22 protein-coding genes are annotated in these 21948 nt (G+C 43.2%); 17 read left to right on the forward strand and 5 right to left on the reverse strand.

The features are described 5' to 3' along the window. The first annotated feature begins 39 nt into the window (after positions 1–39). From J3L18_RS25605 to J3L18_RS25620, 4 genes are all read left to right on the forward strand, one after another. Positions 40–798, forward strand: coding sequence for an IS5 family transposase (locus tag J3L18_RS25605; RefSeq protein ID WP_129571991.1), 759 nt, complete (start codon positions 40–42; stop codon positions 796–798). A 16-nt stretch (positions 799–814) separates the two neighbouring features. Continuing rightward, positions 815–1399, forward strand: a complete 585-nt coding sequence (locus J3L18_RS25610) for a non-canonical purine NTP diphosphatase (protein WP_129568188.1) — start codon at positions 815–817, stop codon at positions 1397–1399. Positions 1400–1576: 177 nt separating this feature from the next. Continuing rightward, positions 1577–1744, forward strand: coding sequence for a hypothetical protein (locus J3L18_RS25615; protein ID WP_167516291.1), 168 nt, complete (start codon positions 1577–1579; stop codon positions 1742–1744). Positions 1745–1794: 50 nt separating this feature from the next. After that, positions 1795–2277, forward strand: a complete 483-nt coding sequence (locus J3L18_RS25620; RefSeq protein ID WP_091169207.1) for a hypothetical protein — start codon at positions 1795–1797, stop codon at positions 2275–2277. A gap of 151 nt (positions 2278–2428) precedes the next feature. On the opposite strand, the gene J3L18_RS25625 is transcribed toward J3L18_RS25620, so the two are convergent. Both J3L18_RS25625 and J3L18_RS25630 read right to left on the reverse strand, forming a co-directional pair. After that, positions 2429–3562 carry a lactonase family protein gene (locus J3L18_RS25625; protein WP_091169211.1) on the reverse strand — a complete coding sequence of 378 codons (1134 nt, stop codon included), beginning with the start codon at positions 3560–3562 and terminating at the stop codon, positions 2429–2431. Between the two features lie 161 nt (positions 3563–3723). Then, positions 3724–5145, reverse strand: a complete 1422-nt coding sequence (locus J3L18_RS25630) for a pseudouridine synthase (RefSeq protein WP_129568189.1) — start codon at positions 5143–5145, stop codon at positions 3724–3726. A 231-nt stretch (positions 5146–5376) separates the two neighbouring features. Between J3L18_RS25630 and J3L18_RS25635 the strand changes: the two genes are divergently transcribed. The 5 genes from J3L18_RS25635 to J3L18_RS25655 all read left to right on the forward strand — a co-directional run bounded on the left by J3L18_RS25635 (position 5377) and on the right by J3L18_RS25655 (position 11671). Continuing rightward, the gene (locus tag J3L18_RS25635; protein WP_243771435.1) at positions 5377–6162 is read left to right on the forward strand and encodes a lytic transglycosylase domain-containing protein; all 786 of its coding nucleotides are present in this window, start codon (positions 5377–5379) and stop codon (positions 6160–6162) included. 215 nt (positions 6163–6377) lie between these two features. After that, positions 6378–9224, forward strand: a complete 2847-nt coding sequence (gene uvrA, locus J3L18_RS25640) for an excinuclease ABC subunit UvrA (RefSeq protein ID WP_129568191.1) — start codon at positions 6378–6380, stop codon at positions 9222–9224. Between the two features lie 108 nt (positions 9225–9332). Beyond that, positions 9333–9587, forward strand: coding sequence for a type II toxin-antitoxin system Phd/YefM family antitoxin (locus tag J3L18_RS25645; protein ID WP_090532548.1), 255 nt, complete (start codon positions 9333–9335; stop codon positions 9585–9587). Then, positions 9584–9838 (forward strand): Txe/YoeB family addiction module toxin, encoded by a 255-nt coding sequence (locus J3L18_RS25650; protein WP_090532546.1) that lies wholly within the window; start codon positions 9584–9586, stop codon positions 9836–9838. The genes J3L18_RS25645 and J3L18_RS25650 overlap by 4 nt, the downstream gene beginning before the upstream one ends. A 45-nt stretch (positions 9839–9883) precedes the next feature. Continuing rightward, positions 9884–11671 carry a DUF885 domain-containing protein gene (locus J3L18_RS25655; protein ID WP_129568192.1) on the forward strand — a complete coding sequence of 596 codons (1788 nt, stop codon included), beginning with the start codon at positions 9884–9886 and terminating at the stop codon, positions 11669–11671. Positions 11672–11800: 129 nt separating this feature from the next. Here the strand turns inward: J3L18_RS25655 and J3L18_RS25660 are convergent, their stop codons facing one another. After that, the gene (locus tag J3L18_RS25660; protein WP_129568193.1) at positions 11801–12685 is read right to left on the reverse strand and encodes a UbiA family prenyltransferase; all 885 of its coding nucleotides are present in this window, start codon (positions 12683–12685) and stop codon (positions 11801–11803) included. Positions 12686–12815: 130 nt separating this feature from the next. Between J3L18_RS25660 and J3L18_RS25665 the strand changes: the two genes are divergently transcribed. The 8 genes from J3L18_RS25665 to J3L18_RS25700 are packed head-to-tail and all read left to right on the forward strand — an operon-like array spanning position 12816 to position 19896. Beyond that, positions 12816–13343, forward strand: coding sequence for a YceI family protein (locus J3L18_RS25665; protein ID WP_129568194.1), 528 nt, complete (start codon positions 12816–12818; stop codon positions 13341–13343). An 18-nt stretch (positions 13344–13361) separates the two neighbouring features. Next, positions 13362–14471, forward strand: coding sequence for a type III polyketide synthase (locus J3L18_RS25670; protein ID WP_129568195.1), 1110 nt, complete (start codon positions 13362–13364; stop codon positions 14469–14471). A 6-nt stretch (positions 14472–14477) separates the two neighbouring features. Beyond that, positions 14478–15602 (forward strand): NAD(P)/FAD-dependent oxidoreductase, encoded by a 1125-nt coding sequence (locus J3L18_RS25675; RefSeq protein WP_129568196.1) that lies wholly within the window; start codon positions 14478–14480, stop codon positions 15600–15602. A gap of 18 nt (positions 15603–15620) precedes the next feature. Then, positions 15621–16319 (forward strand): methyltransferase domain-containing protein, encoded by a 699-nt coding sequence (locus tag J3L18_RS25680; protein WP_129568197.1) that lies wholly within the window; start codon positions 15621–15623, stop codon positions 16317–16319. A 9-nt stretch (positions 16320–16328) separates the two neighbouring features. Beyond that, positions 16329–17393 carry a sensor histidine kinase gene (locus tag J3L18_RS25685; protein ID WP_091169237.1) on the forward strand — a complete coding sequence of 355 codons (1065 nt, stop codon included), beginning with the start codon at positions 16329–16331 and terminating at the stop codon, positions 17391–17393. A gap of 48 nt (positions 17394–17441) precedes the next feature. Beyond that, complete coding sequence (locus J3L18_RS25690) at positions 17442–18092, forward strand: DUF47 domain-containing protein (RefSeq protein WP_091169240.1); 651 nt, start codon at positions 17442–17444, stop codon at positions 18090–18092. Between the two features lie 21 nt (positions 18093–18113). After that, entirely contained in the window at positions 18114–19124 is a 1011-nt protein-coding gene (locus J3L18_RS25695; protein ID WP_090532528.1) for an inorganic phosphate transporter, read from the forward strand. 34 nt (positions 19125–19158) lie between these two features. Next, positions 19159–19896: a DUF4197 domain-containing protein gene (locus tag J3L18_RS25700; RefSeq protein ID WP_091169712.1), complete on the forward strand. Its 738-nt coding sequence runs from the start codon at positions 19159–19161 to the stop codon at positions 19894–19896. 71 nt (positions 19897–19967) lie between these two features. Here the strand turns inward: J3L18_RS25700 and J3L18_RS25705 are convergent, their stop codons facing one another. Together J3L18_RS25705 and J3L18_RS25710 are read right to left on the reverse strand one after the other, a co-directional pair. Then, positions 19968–21335 (reverse strand): carboxypeptidase-like regulatory domain-containing protein, encoded by a 1368-nt coding sequence (locus tag J3L18_RS25705; RefSeq protein WP_129568198.1) that lies wholly within the window; start codon positions 21333–21335, stop codon positions 19968–19970. Positions 21336–21351: 16 nt separating this feature from the next. Next, entirely contained in the window at positions 21352–21921 is a 570-nt protein-coding gene (locus J3L18_RS25710) for an RNA polymerase sigma factor (protein WP_129568199.1), read from the reverse strand. Positions 21922–21948: the final 27 nt, after the last annotated feature.

A 21948-nucleotide genomic window follows, 5' to 3' on the forward strand; every position in this document is an offset into this window, starting at 1 on the left:
AATAAATACTAATTGTGAATAACCACAAACCCAATTAGAATGACAAATTACCCAAGCAACTTAAGCGATAGCCAATGGCAATTTATATCAAAATACTTTGATACACAACGTACCCGTCGTTATGAACTGAGAGAAATCATAAATGGTATTCTTTACCTGGTAAAAACGGGCTGTCAATGGCGTATGCTACCAAAGGATTTTGCACCCTGGCAACTGGTTTATTACTATTTTAACACATGGAAAAATCAGGAGATCTTTGAAGTAATTCAGGAGAGCCTCGTTCAGCAAACGAGGTTAAAGCAAGGGAAAACCGAGCAACCAACGGTTGGTATAATTGATGCTCAATCTATCAAATCAACACTTGTAAGCAGCGAAAGCAGGGGTTTTGACGCAGGAAAAAGAATAAAAGGGATCAAACGTCACATTATTGTTGATACGCTTGGGATGGTGCTTGCTGTGGTTATTCAAAGTGCTTCGGTTCAGGATAGGGACGGAGCGATGGATGTAATCGCTAAGCTATTTGAAACATGGAACAATATCATTAAAATATTTGCCGATAATGGTTACCGGGGCGCGCTAATCGATAAAGTGAAAAACAAATTCAAAATAGCTTTTGAGGTAATAAAAAGAAGCGAATTACACATCTTTAAAGTATTACCAAAGCGCTGGATCGTAGAACGGACATTTGCATGGATCGATACTAACAGAAGAGCCGCTAAGAATTATGAGCGTTTTAACAATACAAGTACTGCCATCGTTCATTTATCTGCCATAAGAATTATGTTGAACCGTTTTTAAACAGCTTCTAAGATATATGCAGCAATTAGTTTTTGCTACCAATAACCGCCATAAGCTTGATGAGGTTTCGGCCAAGCTCAATGGCGCTATCCAGTTACTAACCCTGAACGATATTGGTTGTCATGATGATATTGAGGAAACAGGTACAACTTTTAAAGCTAATGCTTCCATCAAAAGTCACCATGTGTATGCCGAATATAAGCTTAACTGCTTTGGCGATGACAGCGGGCTGGAAATTGACGCCCTGAACGGAGAGCCGGGCGTATACTCGGCCAGGTATGCTGGCGCCCATGGCAATCATGCGGCAAACATCAGTAAAGTGCTCGATAATTTGAACGGCGAAACTAACCGTAAAGCCCGCTTTCGCACGGTAATTTCATTGATATGGAACGGCGAGGAGCATTTTTTTGAAGGCACTGTTGAAGGTAGCATCCGGCAGGAGTTAAGCGGGAGCGGCGGTTTTGGTTACGACCCCATTTTTGAGCCCGAAGGATACGACATTACCTTTGCCGAGATGAGCATGGAGGAAAAAAATGCCATTAGTCACCGGGCAAAAGCTATGGAACGCTTGATCGCATTTTTAAATGAAGCCGGTGAATGACCGCTTTAAGGTATCAGCCTCAATTTTAGACTTAGCACCTTACCATACGGAAGTTTACCGGTTGTGAGGGTTTTTTTCTGTTTGGTAAAACGTTAAACTAAGTTTATTCGATATTCGTGGCATAAACGAAACCTTGCTGGCATATCCCCCGTAAAATAGAGCTATAAGGAATAACCTATGAACATTATTAAGCAAATCGGTAAAATTTTATCGGAAAGGGATACTAACCCTAAGTTTATTAATAGCCTTAAAAAAGTGCGTGAAGCCGACCAGATTGCCGAATCAATCAGTAAAAGGCTAATTGAATTAGAAAAACGCGCCCGCCAGCAAGCGGTGAATTTATAATTACATACTTTGGCAGGATTTATGCTATTTATGCATAAAAATATACTGTCATGAAAAAGTTAATTCAGACCTCAATCGCAATCTTTTCACTTGTTTTGGTCATTTCGGCCTGCTCGTCAACCAAAAGCACAACTACGTCTAATGTATCGCGCGGTAAATTTGTTGGTACCTGGACCTGCAATAATGTAAGTTATGACGGCCTTGTACAAAATGCAGTACAGAGCGTATTTGATCAGGCTCCACCCGAAGCCTTTGTTGGCAGCACATGGAAGCTCACCAACAGCGGTAATGGTATCTACACTTTAACCAACGGAACATCGCAAACCATTTTCTGGTCGGTTTATAACGGTGGTACAACCGGTACCCAATTCCAGTTCAAAAAACTTTATGAAGGGGATAAAGCCAAAAACGTTTCAGAAGGATATCGTTTGGATATTGCCAGCAACGATGGCTCAACCATGACCCTGAAATCGCCCGTTACTGTAGGCAACAGTACCGGATATATAGTTTATTCGTTTACTAAAAACCCTTAATTGAGGATAAATGTAAAAGGCGAAAGGTTAAAGGTTTCCTTTCCAGCTGATAAAACGAAAAAGGCGAAGTTCGGAATATCTCAAACTTCGCCTTTTTCATTTTCAGCGCGAGGCCAAACCTTTCGCCTTTTACCTTTATCCTTTCACCTTTTTACTCCGCTGGTGCAAATTTTAAACATACCGGGTTGCCAATATCAACTCTGATACCTGTTTGGGCAAGTTTACCGGTGTTTTGATCTATTTTAAATACCCACATGTTATCGCTGTTCTGGTTAGCTACTATCAGGAAATTACCTGTTGGGTCGATAGCAAAATCGCGTGGGTTTTTGCCATAGGTGGACTGGCGCGCTACAAAAGTAAGCAAACCTGTTTCCTGGTTAACAGCATAAATATTGATCTCGTTGGTTTCCAAACGGTTTGAAGCATACAGAAAACGGCCATCAGGCGACAGATGAATAGCGGCACCTGCAGTTTGGCCGGTAAAGCCATCTGGCAGCATGGTAATGGATTGTTTCTGTTTCAGCTTGCCGTTATTGTAATCAAATGCAATTACGTTCGATCCCATTTCAGTTACCAGGTAAACAGTCTTTTTATCGGCCGAAAATTCCAGGTGCCTTGGGCCCTCACCTGCAGTAACACTTACAAAGGCCGGTGTTGCGGGTACAATACGGGGCTCTTTTGAAGGACGGTAGCGGTAAACATTTATTTTATCGGTGCCAAGGTCATTATACAATACATATTTTTCATCGGGTGTAAGGACCGCCATATGCGCGTGAGCAGATTCCTGCCTTTCCTTGTTTATGCTATGGCCATCATCATGTACTGTTTGAATTCCGTTAGCTATCGAACCATCTTTATTTAAAGGCATCACCGCAACGTTGCCGCTTGAGTAGTTAGCTATGATCAGGTTTTTTTGTGCTTTATCAACAGATATGTGGCATGGATCGGCACCCAGTGTTGATTGCTTGTTGATAAAAGTCATTTTGCCCGTTTTGGGCTCAAATGAAAATGCGCTTACCTCGCCTTTAGGCAGTTCGTTAACCGCGTAAATAAATTTATTATTGGCGCTTAACGTTAAATACGACGGATTATTTACGCCATCAATTTCACTGAGGTAGGCCAGCTTGCCGGTTTCGGCATAAAAACGGTATACCACAATACCTTTACTTTTGCCGGTGGTATAAGTACCAACCACCAGGTCGAAAGTTTTAGGCCCTGTTTTTTTATTTTGTGCAAATGTTAGCGCCGGTGAAAGCATAGCTATGATCAAAAGAAATTTCTTCATGGTCGATTATATAAGGTCTATTTAATTAATTCACAAATAGCAAAAATACTGACAATCATATAGCTTTAAGCTTTATGCATTCAGCTTAGCCTTACAATTATTGCTGTGCAAGATAACAAAATAGACAAAAAAAATGCCCCGCTGTTTAACGGGGCGTTTTATTATTTCATAAGGTGTTTTAACTGGATCACCTCTTTTTCATCAAGGTAACGCCAGCGGCCACGCGGAAGGTCCTTTTTGGTAAGGTTTGCATAAACCACCCTGTCCAGTTTTACCACTTCGTAACCAAGGTGTTCAAACATACGGCGCACAATACGGTTTTTACCACTGTGGATTTGGATGCCGATCTCGCGTTTTGAACCTCCGGTAACGTATGATACCGAATCAGGTTTAATAACGCCATCTTCCAGCTCAAGGCCAAAAGTTAATTTATTCAGGTCGCCCTGGGTTAAGCTTTTGCTCAGTTCAACCTGGTATAATTTAGTGATGCTGTTACGCGGGTGCGAAAGTTTATCGGCCAAATCACCATCGTTGGTCATTAATAATAAACCGGTGGTGTTACGGTCAAGACGGCCAACAGGGTAAATACGCTCGCGGCTTGCCTTTTCAACCAGGTGCATTACGGTACGGCGCTCCTGCGGATCATCTGTAGTTGTGATATAATCCTTTGGCTTATTTAACAATACATAAACCATTTTCTCGCGTTTCAGCGTTTCGCCGTTATACTTAATAGTATCCTTAAACGGATCAACTTTGGTACCTAATTCTGTTACCACTTCGCCGTTTACAGATACTACACCCGCGGTAATCAGTTCATCGGCCTTACGGCGTGAACAAATACCCGCGTTTGATATGTAACGGTTCAGGCGGATCAGCCCATCGTCTTCTGATTTTTTAGCTGGAGAATTTTTACGCCCGCGCATGATTTTAGGGGCATCCTGTTGGTTTTCCCTGTCATGCGGCCTGTGTGCCGGCCTTTCGCCAAATGGTGATTTCTCTTTAAAGCCGCCTTCGCGTTTTTTGATGCCCCCCTCGGTTCCTCTTGGTGCAAATTTACGTTCGCCGCCTGCATCACCGCCAAAGCTTCTTTTAGGCTTTCCCTCAAAACTGGCTGAAGAACGGGTGCGCGGAGATGAGTAAGGTTTTTTTTCGCCTTGTGATTCGCCGCCGAAACTTCTTTTTGGCCTTTCGTTATCGCCGGTTGTTGGCCTGCCGCTGTAAGGTTTACGCGGGCCGCCACTAAATGACTTCCTTTCGCCTGTGCTATCGCCGCCAAAATTTCTTTTTGGCCTTTCGTCGCTGTCGGATGCAGGCCTGCCAGAGTAAGGCCTTGGCTTAGCGCCTGATCTTTTATCGCCAGATGATTCACCTCCCCTAAAATTGCTTTTGGGCTTATCGTCACTGAACCTGTTGCTTTGGAATGTTTTTTCCGGTCTGGAAAGTATTTTTTTCTCTCCGTTTGGAGTAGCTTTACCTTTTGGGGTTGATGCTGATTTTTTTGGTCGGTCGTCGGATCTTGAACTCCTTGATGACGACTTTCCGGGTTTGTCGTCGCGACTACCTGCTGGTCTCTTAAATACCATAATTTTTTGTTTAGCGCTTTCGCAGCGTGAGGGTCAAAGTTACGCTTTTTTGCCAATTTTTATCTAAAAAGATCAAAAAAATATCCGCTTGGAAAATCGCCGTTTAAACGGTTTTAAACGCCGTTTTTGAACCAAAAACCAACTCTAAAAAAGTTAGCAAAACGGTAAGTATTTGATTATGTGATCTGTATAACCTATCTTTGCAGCACATTCTACCAAATGTATAGTTAAATGATAGGAAAAGAAATGATTAAAAAACACTTACTTACGTGCTCCGTAACACTGGTGCTGGTTCTCATTTCAGAGCTTAATATTTTCGGTACAACGATCATCGAAAAGGCTGCAAAAGCGGCAACTTTAAGCGCCCGAACCTCAGATTTTATTTTTCTCAAAAGCTCAAAGGCAGTTGCTTACAACTTTGCCAATGAGGCTTTACCAGTTAATGACGCAAGGGTTACGCGTAAACTCAACAAATCGCTCAGGCAGCATGACTATAAAAGCGTGCAAAGCAATATATTGCACCGCAAAGCCGAGCTATGGTTCCCCGTTATCGAACCAATTTTGAAGTTTTATGGTATCCCCGAAGATTTTAAGTATGTACCGCTGGTCGAGTCAGGCCTTAAATCGGGTACATCATCTAAAGGAGCGTCGGGTTTTTGGCAATTTATGCCGGGTACAGCGCGTACTTACGGACTTAGAGTAGGCCATGGCGTTGATGAGCGGAAAAACCTTCGCAAGTCAACCATTGCAGCCTGCAAGTATATCAAAGAACTATACGATGAATTTAACAGCTGGACACTGGCTGCTGCTGCCTACAACAATGGCTCGATCAAATTAGCGCGTGCCATTAACAAGCAAAAAGAAGATAACTACTTTCGCATGAAGCTGAACCGCGAAACCGGTTCATATGTTTACAAGCTAATTGCCATGAAAGCAGTTATAGAGCAGCCAAAAGAGCACGGGTATGATAATTATTTTGTCATTCCGCCTGCATCACAGTTGCTGGCAATTAATTAACAGCAGGTAATCATACTGTAAATTAATTAAAAGATTACATTACGGAGCACTTTGAGGCCGGTCATCCACAGTGGATGATCGGCCTTTTTTGCTTATATTTGTAGCAAACTGTTGATGGTTTAAGCCAAAAATTTTAGGAAAGCAGGGTTTTGTAAAAAACAGGTAACTATAATAATTAGCTTCAAACAATGTCAATAAATCCATATTAATAAAGTATGAGTACAAAACCTCTTGTTGACCTGGGCGAGCAAAGTGAAGTTGAAGTTTATGGTGCCCGGGTGCATAACCTGAAAAATATAGATGTTTCCTTTCCGCGCAACCAACTGGTGGTAATTACCGGCTTGAGCGGCAGCGGTAAGTCATCACTGGCATTTGATACTATTTATGCTGAAGGCCAGCGCCGTTATATGGAAACATTTTCGGCCTACTCACGCCAGTTTATGGGCGGGATGGAGCGGCCGGATGTTGATAAGGTGTCGGGCCTGAGCCCTGTTATTGCTATAGAGCAAAAAACCACCAGCAAAAACCCGCGTTCCACCGTAGGTACTATTACCGAAATCTATGATTTTATGCGTTTGCTCTTCGCCCGTGCGGGTGATGCTTACTCGTATACCACCGGCGAAAAGATGGAACGCATGAGCGAAGACCAGATCCTCAAAACCATCAGCGAAAAATTTGACGGGCAGCCGGTTAATATCCTGGCTCCGGTGGTAAAGGCACGTAAAGGCCACTACCGCGAATTGTTTGAGTCCATCCGCAAGCAAGGATTTTTAAAAGTTTGGGTAGATGGCGCCATTGCCGATGTTGAACCCAAAATGCAGGTTGACCGTTACAAGATCCATGATATTGATATTGTGGTTGACCGCCTGGTGGTGAGTGAAAAGGATAGCAAACGTTTATATACTTCCGTTCAGCAGGCTTTAAAAATTGCCAAGGGCATTATCCGTATTGCCGATAAGGATAATAATGTATCCTATTATAGTAAATACCTGATGGATCCGGTTTCGGGCATCTCATATGATGAGCCTCAACCCAATACATTTTCGTTCAACTCTCCTTATGGTGCCTGCGAAAAGTGTAACGGACTGGGTTATATTTTTGAGGTTGATGAAGCTTCGGTAATCCCTAATCCGAAACTGAGCATCATGAATGGCGGTTTAGCCCCTATTGGTGAATACCGCGAAACATGGATTTTCCAGGTGTTGAAATCGTTGGCTAAAAAGTATGAGTTCTCGCTCTCAACCCCTATCGAAAAGCTGAACCGCGATCAGTTGGATATGATCCTGAACGGCGCCCCTGAAACATTGAGTGTTGCTGTAGAATATAACAAGTGGAATGTTCAAAGCTATCAGATCACGTTTGAAGGCATCATCCGTATGCTGGAGGAGCAGCAGGAACGCCGCAATGACGAGGGGATGGACGATATGGAGAACTATCGTGTGCTCCGTACCTGCCCGGTTTGCGAAGGCGCAAGGCTTAAAAAAGAGTCGCTGCATTTTAAGGTAGATGGTAAGAATATTTTCGAGCTGGCCTGCATGGATATCAATCACCTGCAGGATTGGTTTGATGGCCTGGAAGACCGTCTTAACGAGCGCCAGAATGTGATTGCTAAAGAGATCCTGAAAGAGATCCGCGCACGTATAGTGTTTTTGCTGGATGTAGGTTTGAGCTATTTAACGCTTGATCGTACTGCCAAGACCCTATCGGGCGGTGAAGCGCAGCGGATCAGGCTGGCTACACAAATTGGTTCACAGTTGATGAATGTGATGTACATTTTGGATGAGCCAAGTATCGGTTTGCACCAACGCGATAACGAACGTTTGATCAACGCCCTTAAAAATCTGCGTGATTTAGGAAACACGGTACTGGTTGTTGAGCACGATAAAGACATGATACTGGAGGCCGACCACGTAATTGACATGGGCCCGGCGGCAGGTGTACATGGTGGCCAGGTTGTTGCCGAAGGTACTCCGGCGCAGCTAATGGAAAAGCATACGCTTACCACTTCATATATCAATGGCGAGCGCGAAATAGCTGTACCTAAAAAACGTCGCGAAGGTAATGGAAAAACCCTGAGCCTGAAAAAAGCTACCGGTCACAATCTTAAGAAAGTATCGGTCGATTTCCCTTTAGGTAAACTGATCGGCATAACCGGTGTATCGGGCAGCGGTAAATCAAGCCTGATCACCGAAACTTTATACCCTATTCTGAACCATCATTTTTTCAGGGCGAAGAAACAACCGTTACCTTATGAAAAAGTTGAGGGATTGGAACATATTGATAAAGTAATTGAGATAGATCAAACCCCCATCGGTCGTACACCGCGCTCAAACCCTGCTACCTATACCGGGGTGTTTTCGGACATCCGCAATCTGTTCGTGGCACTACCGGAATCAAGGATCAGGGGATATAAACCAGGTCGTTTCTCGTTTAACGTAAAGGGCGGCCGTTGCGAAACCTGCCAGGGTGCAGGCATGAAGGTAATTGAAATGAACTTTTTGCCCGATGTGCAGGTACCATGCGAAGAATGCGGCGGCAGGCGCTACAACCGAGAAACGCTGGAAGTGCGTTATCGGGGCAAGTCCATCAGCGATGTGCTGGATATGAGCATTGAGGACGCTACGCCATTTTTTGAACACATCCCATCTATTTATCGTAAGGTAAGAACCCTGAACGACGTAGGTTTGGGTTATATAACTTTAGGACAGGCTTCAACCACACTATCGGGCGGTGAGGCGCAACGTGTTAAACTGGCTACCGAGCTATCTAAAAAAGATACCGGTAACACCTTTTATATATTGGATGAACCTACTACAGGTTTGCACTTTGAAGATATCAACGTATTGTTAGGTGTACTTAACCAATTGGTTGATAAAGGCAATACTGTTTTGGTAATTGAACATAATCTTGATGTTATTAAAGTGGCCGACCACGTAATTGACCTTGGCCCGGAGGGCGGCTCGGGCGGCGGTAATATCCTGTTCTCCGGTACACCCGAAGGCTTGTGCAAAGTGAAGAGCAGCTTTACAGGCAAGTTTTTGAAGAAGGAAATGGGATTGTAAGCATTAATCAAAACTTCGTAAGTTTATCTCTTAACGTAAACCAAAACAACATGTACAGAAACTTGTACATGTTGTTTTGGTTTTATACCTTTATAAAAACTAATTTGAATGGAGATCACAACTTACACTGCCTTCAGGCAGCAACTAAAATCTTTTTTAGATAAGGTGCGGAATGATCATAAGCCTTTGGTAGTGACAAGTGCCAATGCCGAAGATATTGTTGTGATATCGAAAGCTGATTACGAAAGCATGGAGGAAACTTTCTATCTTTTAAAAAGCCCTAAAAATGCAGAAAGATTACTTCATGGTATCCAGGAATATGAAAAAGGTTTAGGCAAGGAAAGAAAGCTACTTGAAGAGTGAAGATAATTTTCCAAAACCCTGCATGGGAAGATTACCTTTATTGGCAAACGACAGATAAATCTATTTTAAAGAAGATCAACTCTCTTATCAAAGAAATAGAACGAACTCCATATGAAGGAAGTGGAAAGCCCGAACCGTTAAAACATAATTTAGCTGGTTGGTGGTCGCGCCGGATAAATCTCGAACACAGGCTAATTTACAGAGTAGAAGCAGACGCGATATTTATTCTGCAATGCAGATATCATTATTGATTATATTTTCCCTTTCCGTAGCTTTATCGTTTAAACAACACCCTCATGAAAAAAATACTACTCATGCTATTCATAGCAGGTTCGTTTGCAGCCTGTAATCAACCTAAATCAACAGACACCGCCAGCGGCATTCCAGCCAATAAGGATCTCGCCAAAGTTTTTGAAGATTATTTCCAGGACGGCTTAAAACTTTACCCGCTTAATGCAACCTACATTGGCGACAGGCGCTATAATGACTTGCTACCTAACGATGGCTCTGCTGAGTTTTTGAAAAAGGCGCATGATTATAACTCGGTTTACTTGTCGAAAGTGAAAAACTTTGACCGCGCAGAACTGAACGAAGACGATAGGCTATCATACGATATATTTACCTACGAGGTGCAACTGGCCCTTGATAATTTCAAGTATCATTTTGAGTACATGCCTTTTAACCAGTTTTATGCCCTGCCAATTACCATGGGGCAGCTGGGCTCGGGCTCTGGCGCGCAGCCCTTTAAAACGGTTGTTGATTATAACGACTGGCTGAAACGTTTATCTGCTTTCCAGATCTGGGCGGATACCGCCATCTCCAATTTTAACAAAGGCATCAAAACAGGCGTAGTGCTGCCAAAATCGTTAGTTGTTAAAATGATTCCCGAAATGCAGGACCTGGTATCACAAGATGTAGAAAAAAGCCTGTTCTACGGACCAGTTAAGAATATGCCGAAGGATTTTTCGGATGCGGATAAAAAACAGCTGACCGAGGCTTATAAAAAAGCGATAACTACCATAGTTAACCCAACCTACCAAAAACTGGCCGATTACCTGAAAAATCAATACCTGCCCCACGCACGTGCAACCTCGGGTTTTTCATCCCTGCCGGATGGTACTGCTAAATACACCTATTTAGTTAAACAACAAACCACTACCGATAAAACTCCGGAAGAAATTTACCAATTGGGTTTGAAAGAAGTTGCCCGGATCCGTGGCTTAATGGATAGCATCAAAAGCAGTGTTGGCTTTAAGGGCGATTTGAAGGCGTTTTTTGAATACATGAAAACTGACCCTAAGTTTACTCCTTACAAAACCCCGAAGGATGTACTTGGTGCTTTTGAAAACATTCACAAACGCATGGAGCCAAACCTGCAAAAAATGTTTAACCATGTGCCTAAAACCCCTTTCGAGATCAGGCAAACCGAAGCCTTCCGCGCGGCATCGGCCAGTGCCGAATATAACCAGGGTTCGGCAGATGGTACCCGTCCCGGTATTTTTTATGTGCCGATACTGGATGCAACCCAATTCAACACCACATCGGGTATGGAATCATTGTTTTTGCATGAAGCAATTCCTGGTCACCATTACCAGATTTCGTTAACCCAGGAAAACGCTTCATTGCCAAAATTCCGTCGCTTTGATGGCGGGGAAACTGCCTATGTAGAAGGCTGGGCGCTGTATTGCGAATCATTAGGGAAAGAGCTCGGCTTGTACACCGATCCGTACCAGTATATGGGTGCGTTAGGCGATGAGATTCACCGCGCTATCCGTTTGGTGGTTGATGTCGCCATCCACACCAAAGGAATGACCCGTGAGCAGGCTATTAAATATATGATGGATAACGAAGCTATCAGCGAGCAAGGTGCAACTGCCGAAATTGAACGTTATATGGCTATTCCCGGCCAGGCATTGAGCTACAAAATAGGCGCACTCAAAATTCGCGAACTGCGCACTAAATATGAAAAGCAATTAGGCGGCAAATTCAATATCGCCGAATTTCATGACCAGGTTTTAAAAGATGGCGCCATGCCAATGGCGGTTTTTGAGGCTAAAATGGATGCCTGGGCTGCGAAAAAGTAAGAGAGAGAATTGCTATAATACAACGCGTCATTGCGAGGCACGAAGCAATCCTCGACCTACAGAGCGAATCTGCATAGTTTGGGATTGCTTCGTGCCTCGCAATGACGCGTTAATTTTTAGATCTATCTATCAACTAAACACCGCCAGTACCCCGAAATAAATCAGCATACAACCTGAGCTAATGAAATTCATACGCATAGCGTTTTTAAAATTTGCATTAGCTGTTGATTGTCCTACTTTATAAAACCAATAATTAAAAAAGAAAAATATCGGTGCGGCGCATGCAATAAAGAAATAAAAGTTAAGCATCATCCCGGCCAGGTGCCAGTACCAGTAAGAAAGGGCTATCCCCGCGGCAAACAATACGCCCGAAAAAATAAAAGAGCCTTTGTAGCCTAAAACAATACTGAGCGTTTTATCGCCCCGCCTGCTGTCTTCTTCATGCTGATACACCTGGGTTAAGGGGTATGATGCCCCGATGAGGCAGGAGCTGATAGCCCCCGGAATGATCAGCCCTAAATCCCAATGGTCAAACAGGCTTGTGCCGGTAAGGGCGGTGTAGGTGGTGTAATAAATAAAGCATCCCTGGAAAATGAACACCGTTAAAAAGCTGATGATGGGATATTTCTTTAAACGGGTAGCCGGGTGACTGTATAATTTTGACATAATGCCATAAATAAGCACAGCACAGGCAAACTCCCAGCTAATAATAAAGCCAAGCAAAAACGCAATAACCTCCAGCAAAATGGAAAAATAATACAGGCTGAGATCCACTTCGGGCGGTTTGGCTAACAGGGCAATACTGTCTTCATCCTTGTCAAAATAACTGTTATAGCCATTGCTGGCCGGAAATGCTAAAAAATGCCAGATGAAAAACACGAGCACAGCTGCCCACGTTTTCACTGCACTGGCCTGGCTAAAGGCAAACAGGTACACCGGCAGCAAAAAAACAGAAAACACAAGCCTTAAATGCGCAAATGCCGACCGGGTAGGGATAAATTGTTTAAACTTCATGGCGTGTTTTACATTATAAATTACTGTCGGAGGCAACATTAGGTTGCCTGATTACGGTTATAAACATACAACCTTAAGTACAAAATTCCTTCAGTATAAATTATTATGTTTGAAACAACGTTAATGTAACATGAATAAGAAAATTTATATAGTTGTACTTTTAATTTTCGCGACGGCAGCAGGCTTCGCGCAAACGGTATCTAAATCAGATATCAGTTTTAAGATTAAAAACCTTGGCTTTAATGTTGGCGGCACCTTTGGCGGTTTGCAGGCCGATATTAAGTTTAAGCCTAATGACCTGGAAGGCAGCTCTATTGAAGCGTCAGTGTTATCCAACACTGTTAATACCGATAACGAAAGCCGTGATAAGCATCTTAAAAGCGAAGATTATTTTGACGTAATTAAATATCCAAAGATCACGCTAAAGTCAGTTTCCTTTAAACGTAAAAGCGGGAGCAACTATATCGGTAATTTTAACGTAACTATAAGAGATAAAACAAAGTTGATTGAAGTACCTTTTACGTATACGGAATCAGGTAATACAGCACAACTGAAAGGAAGCTTTATGATTTCGAGGACAGATTTTGGCATAGGCGGCAAAAACCTGATCCTTTCAAATGAGGCCAATGTTTCGGTTGAGGCAGAGATCAGCAAATAAAACGCTTAATCATTTTTAATGGAGAGTTGCATTAGTGCTATCGGGATAGCAAATCCCGCCAATCGTATTGCCCAGCAGGATATTTACCATTTTATGGCTAACGCCTTTAGGCTGGACGCAATCAATGCAGCAAGGTTAAAGGGGATTTATGACCATTCGGGAATTGATTACCGCTATTCGGTAATTCCTGATTTTGGCTATCGTGATGCGGCAGATTTCACTTTTTTTGAACAATCAGCAGGGCTCGAGCCATTCCCTGACACACAGAAAAGGTTAAAGCTTTACGAAAAGGAAGCCATCGCCATAGCTGTAAATGCCGCAAGAAACTGCCTTCAAAAATTTGGAGATGACATTATCGGCAGCATTACACACCTGGTAACCATTAGCTGTACGGGTATGCACGCACCTGGGATTGATATCGAACTTGTGGACCGGCTGCAGCTAAACCGCGATACCGAACGTACCTGCATCAACTTTATGGGCTGCTACGGCGCCATAAACGGGCTCAAAGTAGCCGACTATATTTGCCGGGCCGATGCCGGCGCAAAAGTGCTTGTTGTTAGTGTAGAGCTTTGTACGCTCCATTTTCAAAAAGTGAATACGCTGGATAACTGGGTTGCTAATTCACTATTTTCAGATGGGGCTGCTGCCGTTTTGGTCGAAAATACGGCTAACCGTTTAGGCAGTGGCAATTACCTTTTACTCAAAAACTTCTATTCAGAATTTGTTACTGAAGCACGTAATGAGATGGGCTGGTATGTGGGCAATACTGGTTTTGAAATGAAACTCACCTCCAGGGTATCCAAACAAATCAAGAAACATATCAAATCACTTACACAGCGCTTTTTGCAAAAGGCCAAAACTGAGATGGATGATATTACCGCTTATGCTGTTCACCCCGGCGGGCGTACCATTTTAGAAGCAGTGGAAGACGCCCTGGAATTACCTGAAGAAAGCAACGCCTTTGCTTATCAGGTTTTGCAGGAATACGGTAATATGTCGTCGGCTACTATTTTATTTGTGCTGGATAAAATGCTGAAGGCAGGTAATTTGGTTGATCAAAAGATATTGAGTTTCGCCTTTGGCCCGGGGTTAACCGTTGAGGGGATGATACTCGAAATGCACTAAGCCGGTATGAGCGATGTAATTGTAATTGGCGGAGGCCTGGCCGGATTGTTCAACGCCATCTTGCTTAACCGCGCGGGGCTAAAAGTGACAGTTATTGAAAAAAAGACTTACCCGATGCACCGCGTTTGCGGCGAGTATATCTCTAACGAGGTGATCCCTTTTTTGTCTTCTTTGGGCATCAATCTTGATGAACTGAATGTTGCCCGCATCAACCGGCTCGAAGTAACAGCAACATCCGGCACCAAACTTTCGCAAAAGCTTGACCTGGGCGGCTTTGGTTTAAGCAGGTTTACTTTCGATAATTTTCTGTACCAAAAAGCCCTCGCCGAAGGAGTTGATATTTTAACCGGCACACGGGGGGAGGATATTCGTTTTGCTGGCGAAAAATTTGAAGTTGTAACTCCCGGCGAAACATTAACAGCCCCGTTGGCTATCGGCTCGTTCGGTAAACGCTCCAATCTCGATCAAAAACTTAAACGACCGTTCTTTTATAAACGCAGCCCATACCTGGCAGTAAAGTTCCATTTACAGATGGATTTCCCTACCGATCTCATCCAGCTTAATAATTATAAAGACGGCTATTGCGGGGTAAGCAAAACCGATGGCGACAGGTATTGCATGTGCTACATGGCACACCGGGATGACCTGCGCAAGTACGGCACTTTACAGGCTCTGGAAGAGAACGTGATCCGCAGGAACCCTTACCTCGATGAGATCTTTCGTAACGCCAGGTTTTTACTGGATAAACCGGAGGTGATCAACGAAATCTCCTTTGAGAAAAAGGCGCCTGTTGATAATCACATCCTGATGAGCGGAGACACCGCCGGGATGATAGCCCCACTTTGCGGTAACGGCATGACCATGGCCATCCATTCGGCCAAAATCCTTTCCGAAAAGATCATTACACACTATAAACCAGGCAGCTTTAATCCTGAAAAGCGCGCCAGCCTTGAGCAGGATTATGCCCAAAGCTGGAACAAACAGTTTGCGCAAAGGCTTTGGGTTGGCCGGCAGTTACAGCGTTTATTTGGCAACGATAACATAACGGCCCTTACTTTAAATACGCTCAATCACCTGCCTTCTGTTGCACAATACCTGATAAGTAAAACTCACGGCCAACCATTTGTATAGTTCAGGCGTATATATTATATGCCCGATTTAAGTTACCGTACGAATGCCCCTGAGATCATGGATGATTTTGATCTGCCATCGGCCGAAATAAACCCAGTGCTTGAAGGTTTGGGAAAGATGAATGCCTTGTTTGGTGGTCATAAAAGCATCATCGGCTCGTTGAAAAAGCTTCCCATCTACAATGGTTATTCGGTAATTGATTGGGGCTGTGGAGGAGGAGACACCCTGATAGCTATTGCTAAATGGGCCGAAAGCAAGCAAATCGATCTTAACTTAAACGGCGTTGACGCAGCACAGGCTGCTATTAATTATGCCCGAAAACAGGCAATGGATTATAACAATATTAATTTTATCCAAGCCGATGTTATTGACGAAGCATATCTCATTAAACCGGCTGATGTGATCATTTGCAGCCTGTTTACACACCATTTTGATGATGACCGCTGGATTAAGCTCATCAAAAACATGCAAGCCTCGGCACAAAAAGGAATTATCATTACCGACCTGCACCGTCACTGGCTTTTATATCATGCCATAGTGTTTATAACCCATGTTTTTACCCGTAGTGCCATGGCCCAAAATGATGGTCCGCTTTCGGTTAAGCGCGGTTTTAAAAGGTACGAATTGTTAGCTTTATTAAAAAAAGCACAAATTGATAATTTTAAATTAACATGGCGCTGGCCTTTCAGGTGGGAGTTAATCATCTATAAATCGTAGCTTTACGCTATGAATTTGCGTGTACTGGTTTTAACAACCTCGCTTGGCGTGGCAATTACGCTCTCGGCCGTTAATTTTTATTTTCAGCATAAATGGTACGATGTAATGGTTACTTTCTCGGTGGCCCTTGGTGTAAGTTACTTCGTTTTTTACTACCTCATCGAAAAATACATCTACTCCCGTATCAAGCTAATTTACAAACTGATCCATAACCTGAAATTAGGACGCGACCTTAGAGATGCCCTTGGAGAACACGTGAGCGCCAACCCCATTGCCGATGTAGAGCAGGAGGTTAAGGAATGGGCAAAACAGAAAAAGACCGAGATAGACGAACTCCGCAAACAGGAAAAATTTCGCCGTGATTTTTTATCCAATATCTCGCACGAGTTTAAAACCCCGCTATTTGCTATCCAGGGTTACATTGAGGCCCTGCAGGATGATGATTTTGATGATAAGGAAATGGCCCGCCAGTTTTTGGAAAAAGCTTCAAAAAATGTTGACCGGCTAAGCTACCTGATCAAAGACCTTGATGAAATTTCCAAACTTGAATCGGGCGAGATGCCTATTAATTACACTAAATTCAAGATCAACGACCTGATCAAAGAGGTTTTTGAATCATTGGAGATCAAAGGCAAGCAGTACCACATTAAACTTATATTTAAGCAAAAGTACGATGAGCCTATTGTAGTGAATGCCGACAGGGAAAAAATAAGACAGGTGCTCGTGAACCTGATAGATAATTCGTTTAAGTACGGTAAAGAAGAAGGCAGTACTTCGGTAAGCCTTTTTGTACTGCATGACCAGGTTTTGGTTGAAGTTACTGACGATGGTATAGGTATTGAAGAAAAGTTTTTGCCAAGGTTATTTGAGCGTTTTTTTCGTACAGACAGCAGCCGTTCAAGGCAAATTGGCGGCTCCGGGCTGGGGCTTGCTATTGTAAAGCATATTATTGAAGCCCATCAGCAAACCATCAATGTGCGCAGTACAGAAGGGCTTGGCTCAACGTTTGGTTTTACATTAGCAAGAGCTAAACAAACCATTCCTTTTCCGAATTTACCTGTGTTAAAAAGTTAACAATAATTTAACATACTAACTGTACCTTTACACCAATTTCAAATCACTATGTCGCTAAACAGTATATTCCAGTATTTTGTACCCAAGGATAAAAAAATATTCTTCCCGCTGTTTGAACAAGCCGCGGCCAATGTTGTAGCTATGGCTACCATACTGGTTGAAGCAGTTAATTCAAACAACCCTGCAACCCGCGAGGATTTATATAAACAGATTGACAAGCTTGAAAACAAAGGCGACGAATATACTCACCAAATTTACCTGGAGCTTGGCAAAAACTTCATTACGCCTTTTGACCGTGAAGATATCCATGCCCTTGCAACAGCTATTGATGATGTGGCTGACTATATACAGGGTGCGGCCAACCGCATGAGCCTGTACAGGATAGATGATTTAAATGAGCACATCCGTAAGCTATCTGACCTGATACTGCAGGCCAGTGTTGATTTGGAAAAAGCTGTAAGAGAACTGAAAGACCTTAGGAACGTGCGTAATATCGCCGATTCATGCATCAGGATAAATAGTGTTGAAAATCAGGCTGATTATGTTTTTGACCGCGCTGTAGCCGACTTGTTCCTGTATGAAAAGGATGCTATCCGCCTGATTAAATACAAAGAAATATTAGCCGCCCTTGAAACTGCTACCGATATGTGCGAAGACGCAGCTAATGTTATGGAGTCAATCTTGGTTAAAAACGCTTAAGTAAATCTTATCCCCAGCTAAATGGTTACTTCCCTACTTGTAGTTATTGTTGTACTCGCCCTGTTGTTTGATTACACCAATGGCTTTCATGATGCCGCAAACTCTATAGCTACCATTGTATCTACAAAAGTATTAACACCGTTTCAGGCAGTGTTAATGGCCGCGGTATTCAACTTTGCAGCTTACTTTTTTATAAAAGATCATAAGGTTGCTAATACCGTATCTAAAATTGTATTGGAGCACTATGTTACCCTGCATGTGATCCTGGCTGGTTTGGTAGCAGCCATCACCTGGAACCTGTTTACATGGTGGTTCGGAATCCCTTCAAGCTCGTCGCATACCCTTATTGGGGGCTTTGCCGGTGCCGGTATGACTAACGCGCTTTATATGGGTGCCAACGCCCTGCATGCTGTTGAAATGCAATATGTGCTTAAAATTGTTGCCTACATCGTACTTGCCCCGTTTATTGGTTTAATTATAGCTTATGTTGTAACCATTTTAATACTACACCTGTGCAAGGCTGCCAGGCCGGCCACCGCGGAACGCTGGTTTAAGCGTATGCAGCTGGTTTCATCCGCGGCATTAAGTTTTGCTCATGGAGGTAATGATGCTCAAAAAGTAATGGGGATTTTGTACGTAAGCCTTATTGCTTCAAAAGTGATAAAGCCAGGCTCAGTAATGCCGGAGTGGATTCCTTTAGCTTGTTACTCAGCTATTGCTGCGGGCACCATGTCGGGCGGTTGGAAGATCGTTAAAACCATGGGCTCAAAAATAACCAAGGTTACCCCGCTTGAAGGTGTAAGTGCCGAAACTGCTGGTGCTATCACCCTGTTTATTACCGAGCGTTTCGGGATTCCGGTTTCAACAACACATACTATCACCGGCTCAATTATAGGCGTGGGTTTAACCAAACGTGTATCGGCCGTGCGCTGGGGCGTAACCATTAACCTGGTTTGGGCGTGGATCATTACCATACCTATTTCGGCCCTGATTGCCGCCGGTGTATTTGCATTATTACATTTCTTTGCCTAAACAAACCGGTAGTAATTTTGTTAGTTTTACTACTATGAAAACAAGACTACTCATTATCCCCGTCTTAATAGCTTTAATTACATTCACCAGCTGTGATACGCTAAACCAGGTAGCTAACGCCACTATTCAAAACCAGGGAACACCAACGTCGCTTGAAATAGGCAACGGTTTAAAACAGGCCCTTGAAATAGGCACAGGTAAAAGCTCGGATCAACTATCGGCAGTTAACGGTTTTTTTGGCAATGCCGCTATCAAGATCCTTTTTCCGCCCGAAGCGCAAAAGGCAGAGAAAACCTTACGCGGACTTGGCCTGAACAGCCTTTGCGATAATGTGATCCTTTCGCTTAACCGCGCAGCCGAAGACGCTGCAAAACAGGCAAAACCTATCTTTGTTGATGCTATTAAGCAAATGACCCTGCAGGATGTTACCAATATTTTATTGGGCAGCCAGGATGCGGCAACACAATATTTTAAACGTACAACTACCGCGAAATTAAGCCTGCAATTCAAACCTGTTATCCAGGGCAGCTTAAACAAAGTGAACGCTACCAAATACTATACTGACGCGGCCCAGGCTTACAATAAAGTTCCGTTTGTATCAAAGCTTAATCCTGACATCAGCGATTATGTGACCCAAAAGGCTATCGACGGCTTATTTGTGGAGATAGCCAAAGAAGAGCTTAACATTCGTCAAAATCTTGGCGCGCGTACAACGCCTTTATTACAAAAAGTATTTGCTTTTGCTGATAGGAAAAAAACTACCGGACAATAAATAGAAAAAAGAAAGAGATACCAAAAAAGGCTGCGTCGATGTTATTCAACGCAGCTTTTTTATTGGGCATATTATTTTTGCTTTTGGAATTTAACCTTTACAGTAACAACTTCGGGTTTGTTGTTAGTACTGCCAACCCATGAGGGGCCATTTTTTATAAGCTCTATGGCTTTTTGATCGGCCGCTTCATTCAGGCCTTTTTTAATGCTAAACTCATCTGTGATGCCGCTCGGGAATACCGTAAATGTTACGGTCACGGTGCCGGCAGTACCATCAGGCAGTACAGCATTAGTTTGTAAATATTTTTTCAGGCTGCCCCAGCCCAGTTGCGGATGAGCCGCAGTGACACTTACCTCACCGTTGTCATCGTCTTTTTTAGTTACAACCACCTCGCTAAGGGCCCTGGAATCTGGCTTAAGCGCTACTTTAATACTATCGCCGCGTGTGGCGTTAACCTGCCTCGGCTCATAACCAATATAAACCACATCAAGTGTCGCCTTATCCCCCGGCGAACTGAGTGCGAATTTTCCGTTAAGGTCAGTTACCGTGCTCCGGTTGGTGCCTTTGATCCTGATTGCCGCACCAATTAAAGGCGAGCCGTCATCTCTCGAAATTATAGTACCGGCAATGTATAATGATTGTGCTGCTGATTTACTGCTGCCAAAAATAGTTGCTGGTGAAGATGTAACACCGTCAACCTTTCCGGGTAATTTAAATTGCAGCGGAGCTTTTGCTTTCGCTACGGTCGTATTCGCTCTTAGTGCTATCACATCCGGGCTTACTGTATCTTTTTTTGCAATTGGAGCTGTGTATCCTGCTACTATCCGCTCACTTAAATTGCCTTCTTCTTTCAAAGCAACTTTATCTTTAGCAGCGGGTGGCGGAGTTGCCGGTTCTGCTAAAATATTGCTGCCCACAGGAGGAGCAACATCATTAGAAGCTGTTTTATTGTCACCAGCGGAAATTTCCTGCTGATAAAGTGCATTAGCCGATTGCTTGGCCCGTCTTGATTTTTTGCTTACTGCAATTGATGGGGCCTGTATGAGCGTATTGGTATTCGCTTTTTTAACTGTATCGCCGGTCTTTACGGTATCGGCGGCAGCTACCACGGGCGGAACAGAATTTTTGTTTCCTGTTATGTTATTACTTTGCAATTCGGATTTAGGAGATCTGTTAAGATAAAGGCCTCCCAAACTTAGCGTTATTAAAACCGAAGCCGCTATGGGCCAAACGGTCCACGGTATTACACGGCCTTTATTCTCTCCGGTACGCTGCCGCAGTCTTGAGGTAAGGTCAGCAAGGTTTAACTGTTGACTTGTCCCCATGTTTTCATATCCTTCCAATGCATCCATCAAAAAAGGGTCGTTTAGTGCCTCCATTTCCAGCTTATGCATAGCACGGGCATCAAGCTCTCCGTTGAGATACTTCTGTATTTGCAATATATTTGCCTTTTTACTATGCACTGTTCCGTTCGAGGCAAATTTTCAAATTCCTCTTACCGTTTTGGATATAACTCTTTACCTCATTTAAAGTATATCCTGTTATCCCGGCAATTTCTTTATAACACTTCTCTTTTAAATAAAACAGGTGGATACTTTGTTTTTGTCCGCCGGTTAACCCTGCTATGCAGTGCTCCAAAGCTTTCAAAGCCTCTTCCCTGTTATTATCCTCAGGATGCAAAAAGGGGGTAAATTCCACAACTTCATCTAAATTAACCAACTCCATCTTTTTACCACTCCGTAACTGCATCAAGCAATAATTGCGCCCAAGTACATACACCCAACTCCTGAACTGGTTAATCTCATGCTTTTTAACCTTATCAACCAGCTCCTCAAAAATGCCCATTACCGCGTCTTTGGCCAGTTCTTCATCTTTCAGATATTTAAGGCAAACGCCATAAACAAGGGGCATATATCTTTCATATAAGCTGCCCAAAACTGTTAGGTTACCGCTTGCGCGATAATCACTAAGTAGTTCTTCGTCTGTTGATTTCCCTGGTTTTTGGGGTTTTATAAATAGGCTCATTAAACATACAAAATTAATTTATTAAAA

It is taken from the genome of Mucilaginibacter gossypii (assembly GCF_017569325.2).
GTDB classification, from domain to species: domain Bacteria; phylum Bacteroidota; class Bacteroidia; order Sphingobacteriales; family Sphingobacteriaceae; genus Mucilaginibacter; species Mucilaginibacter gossypii.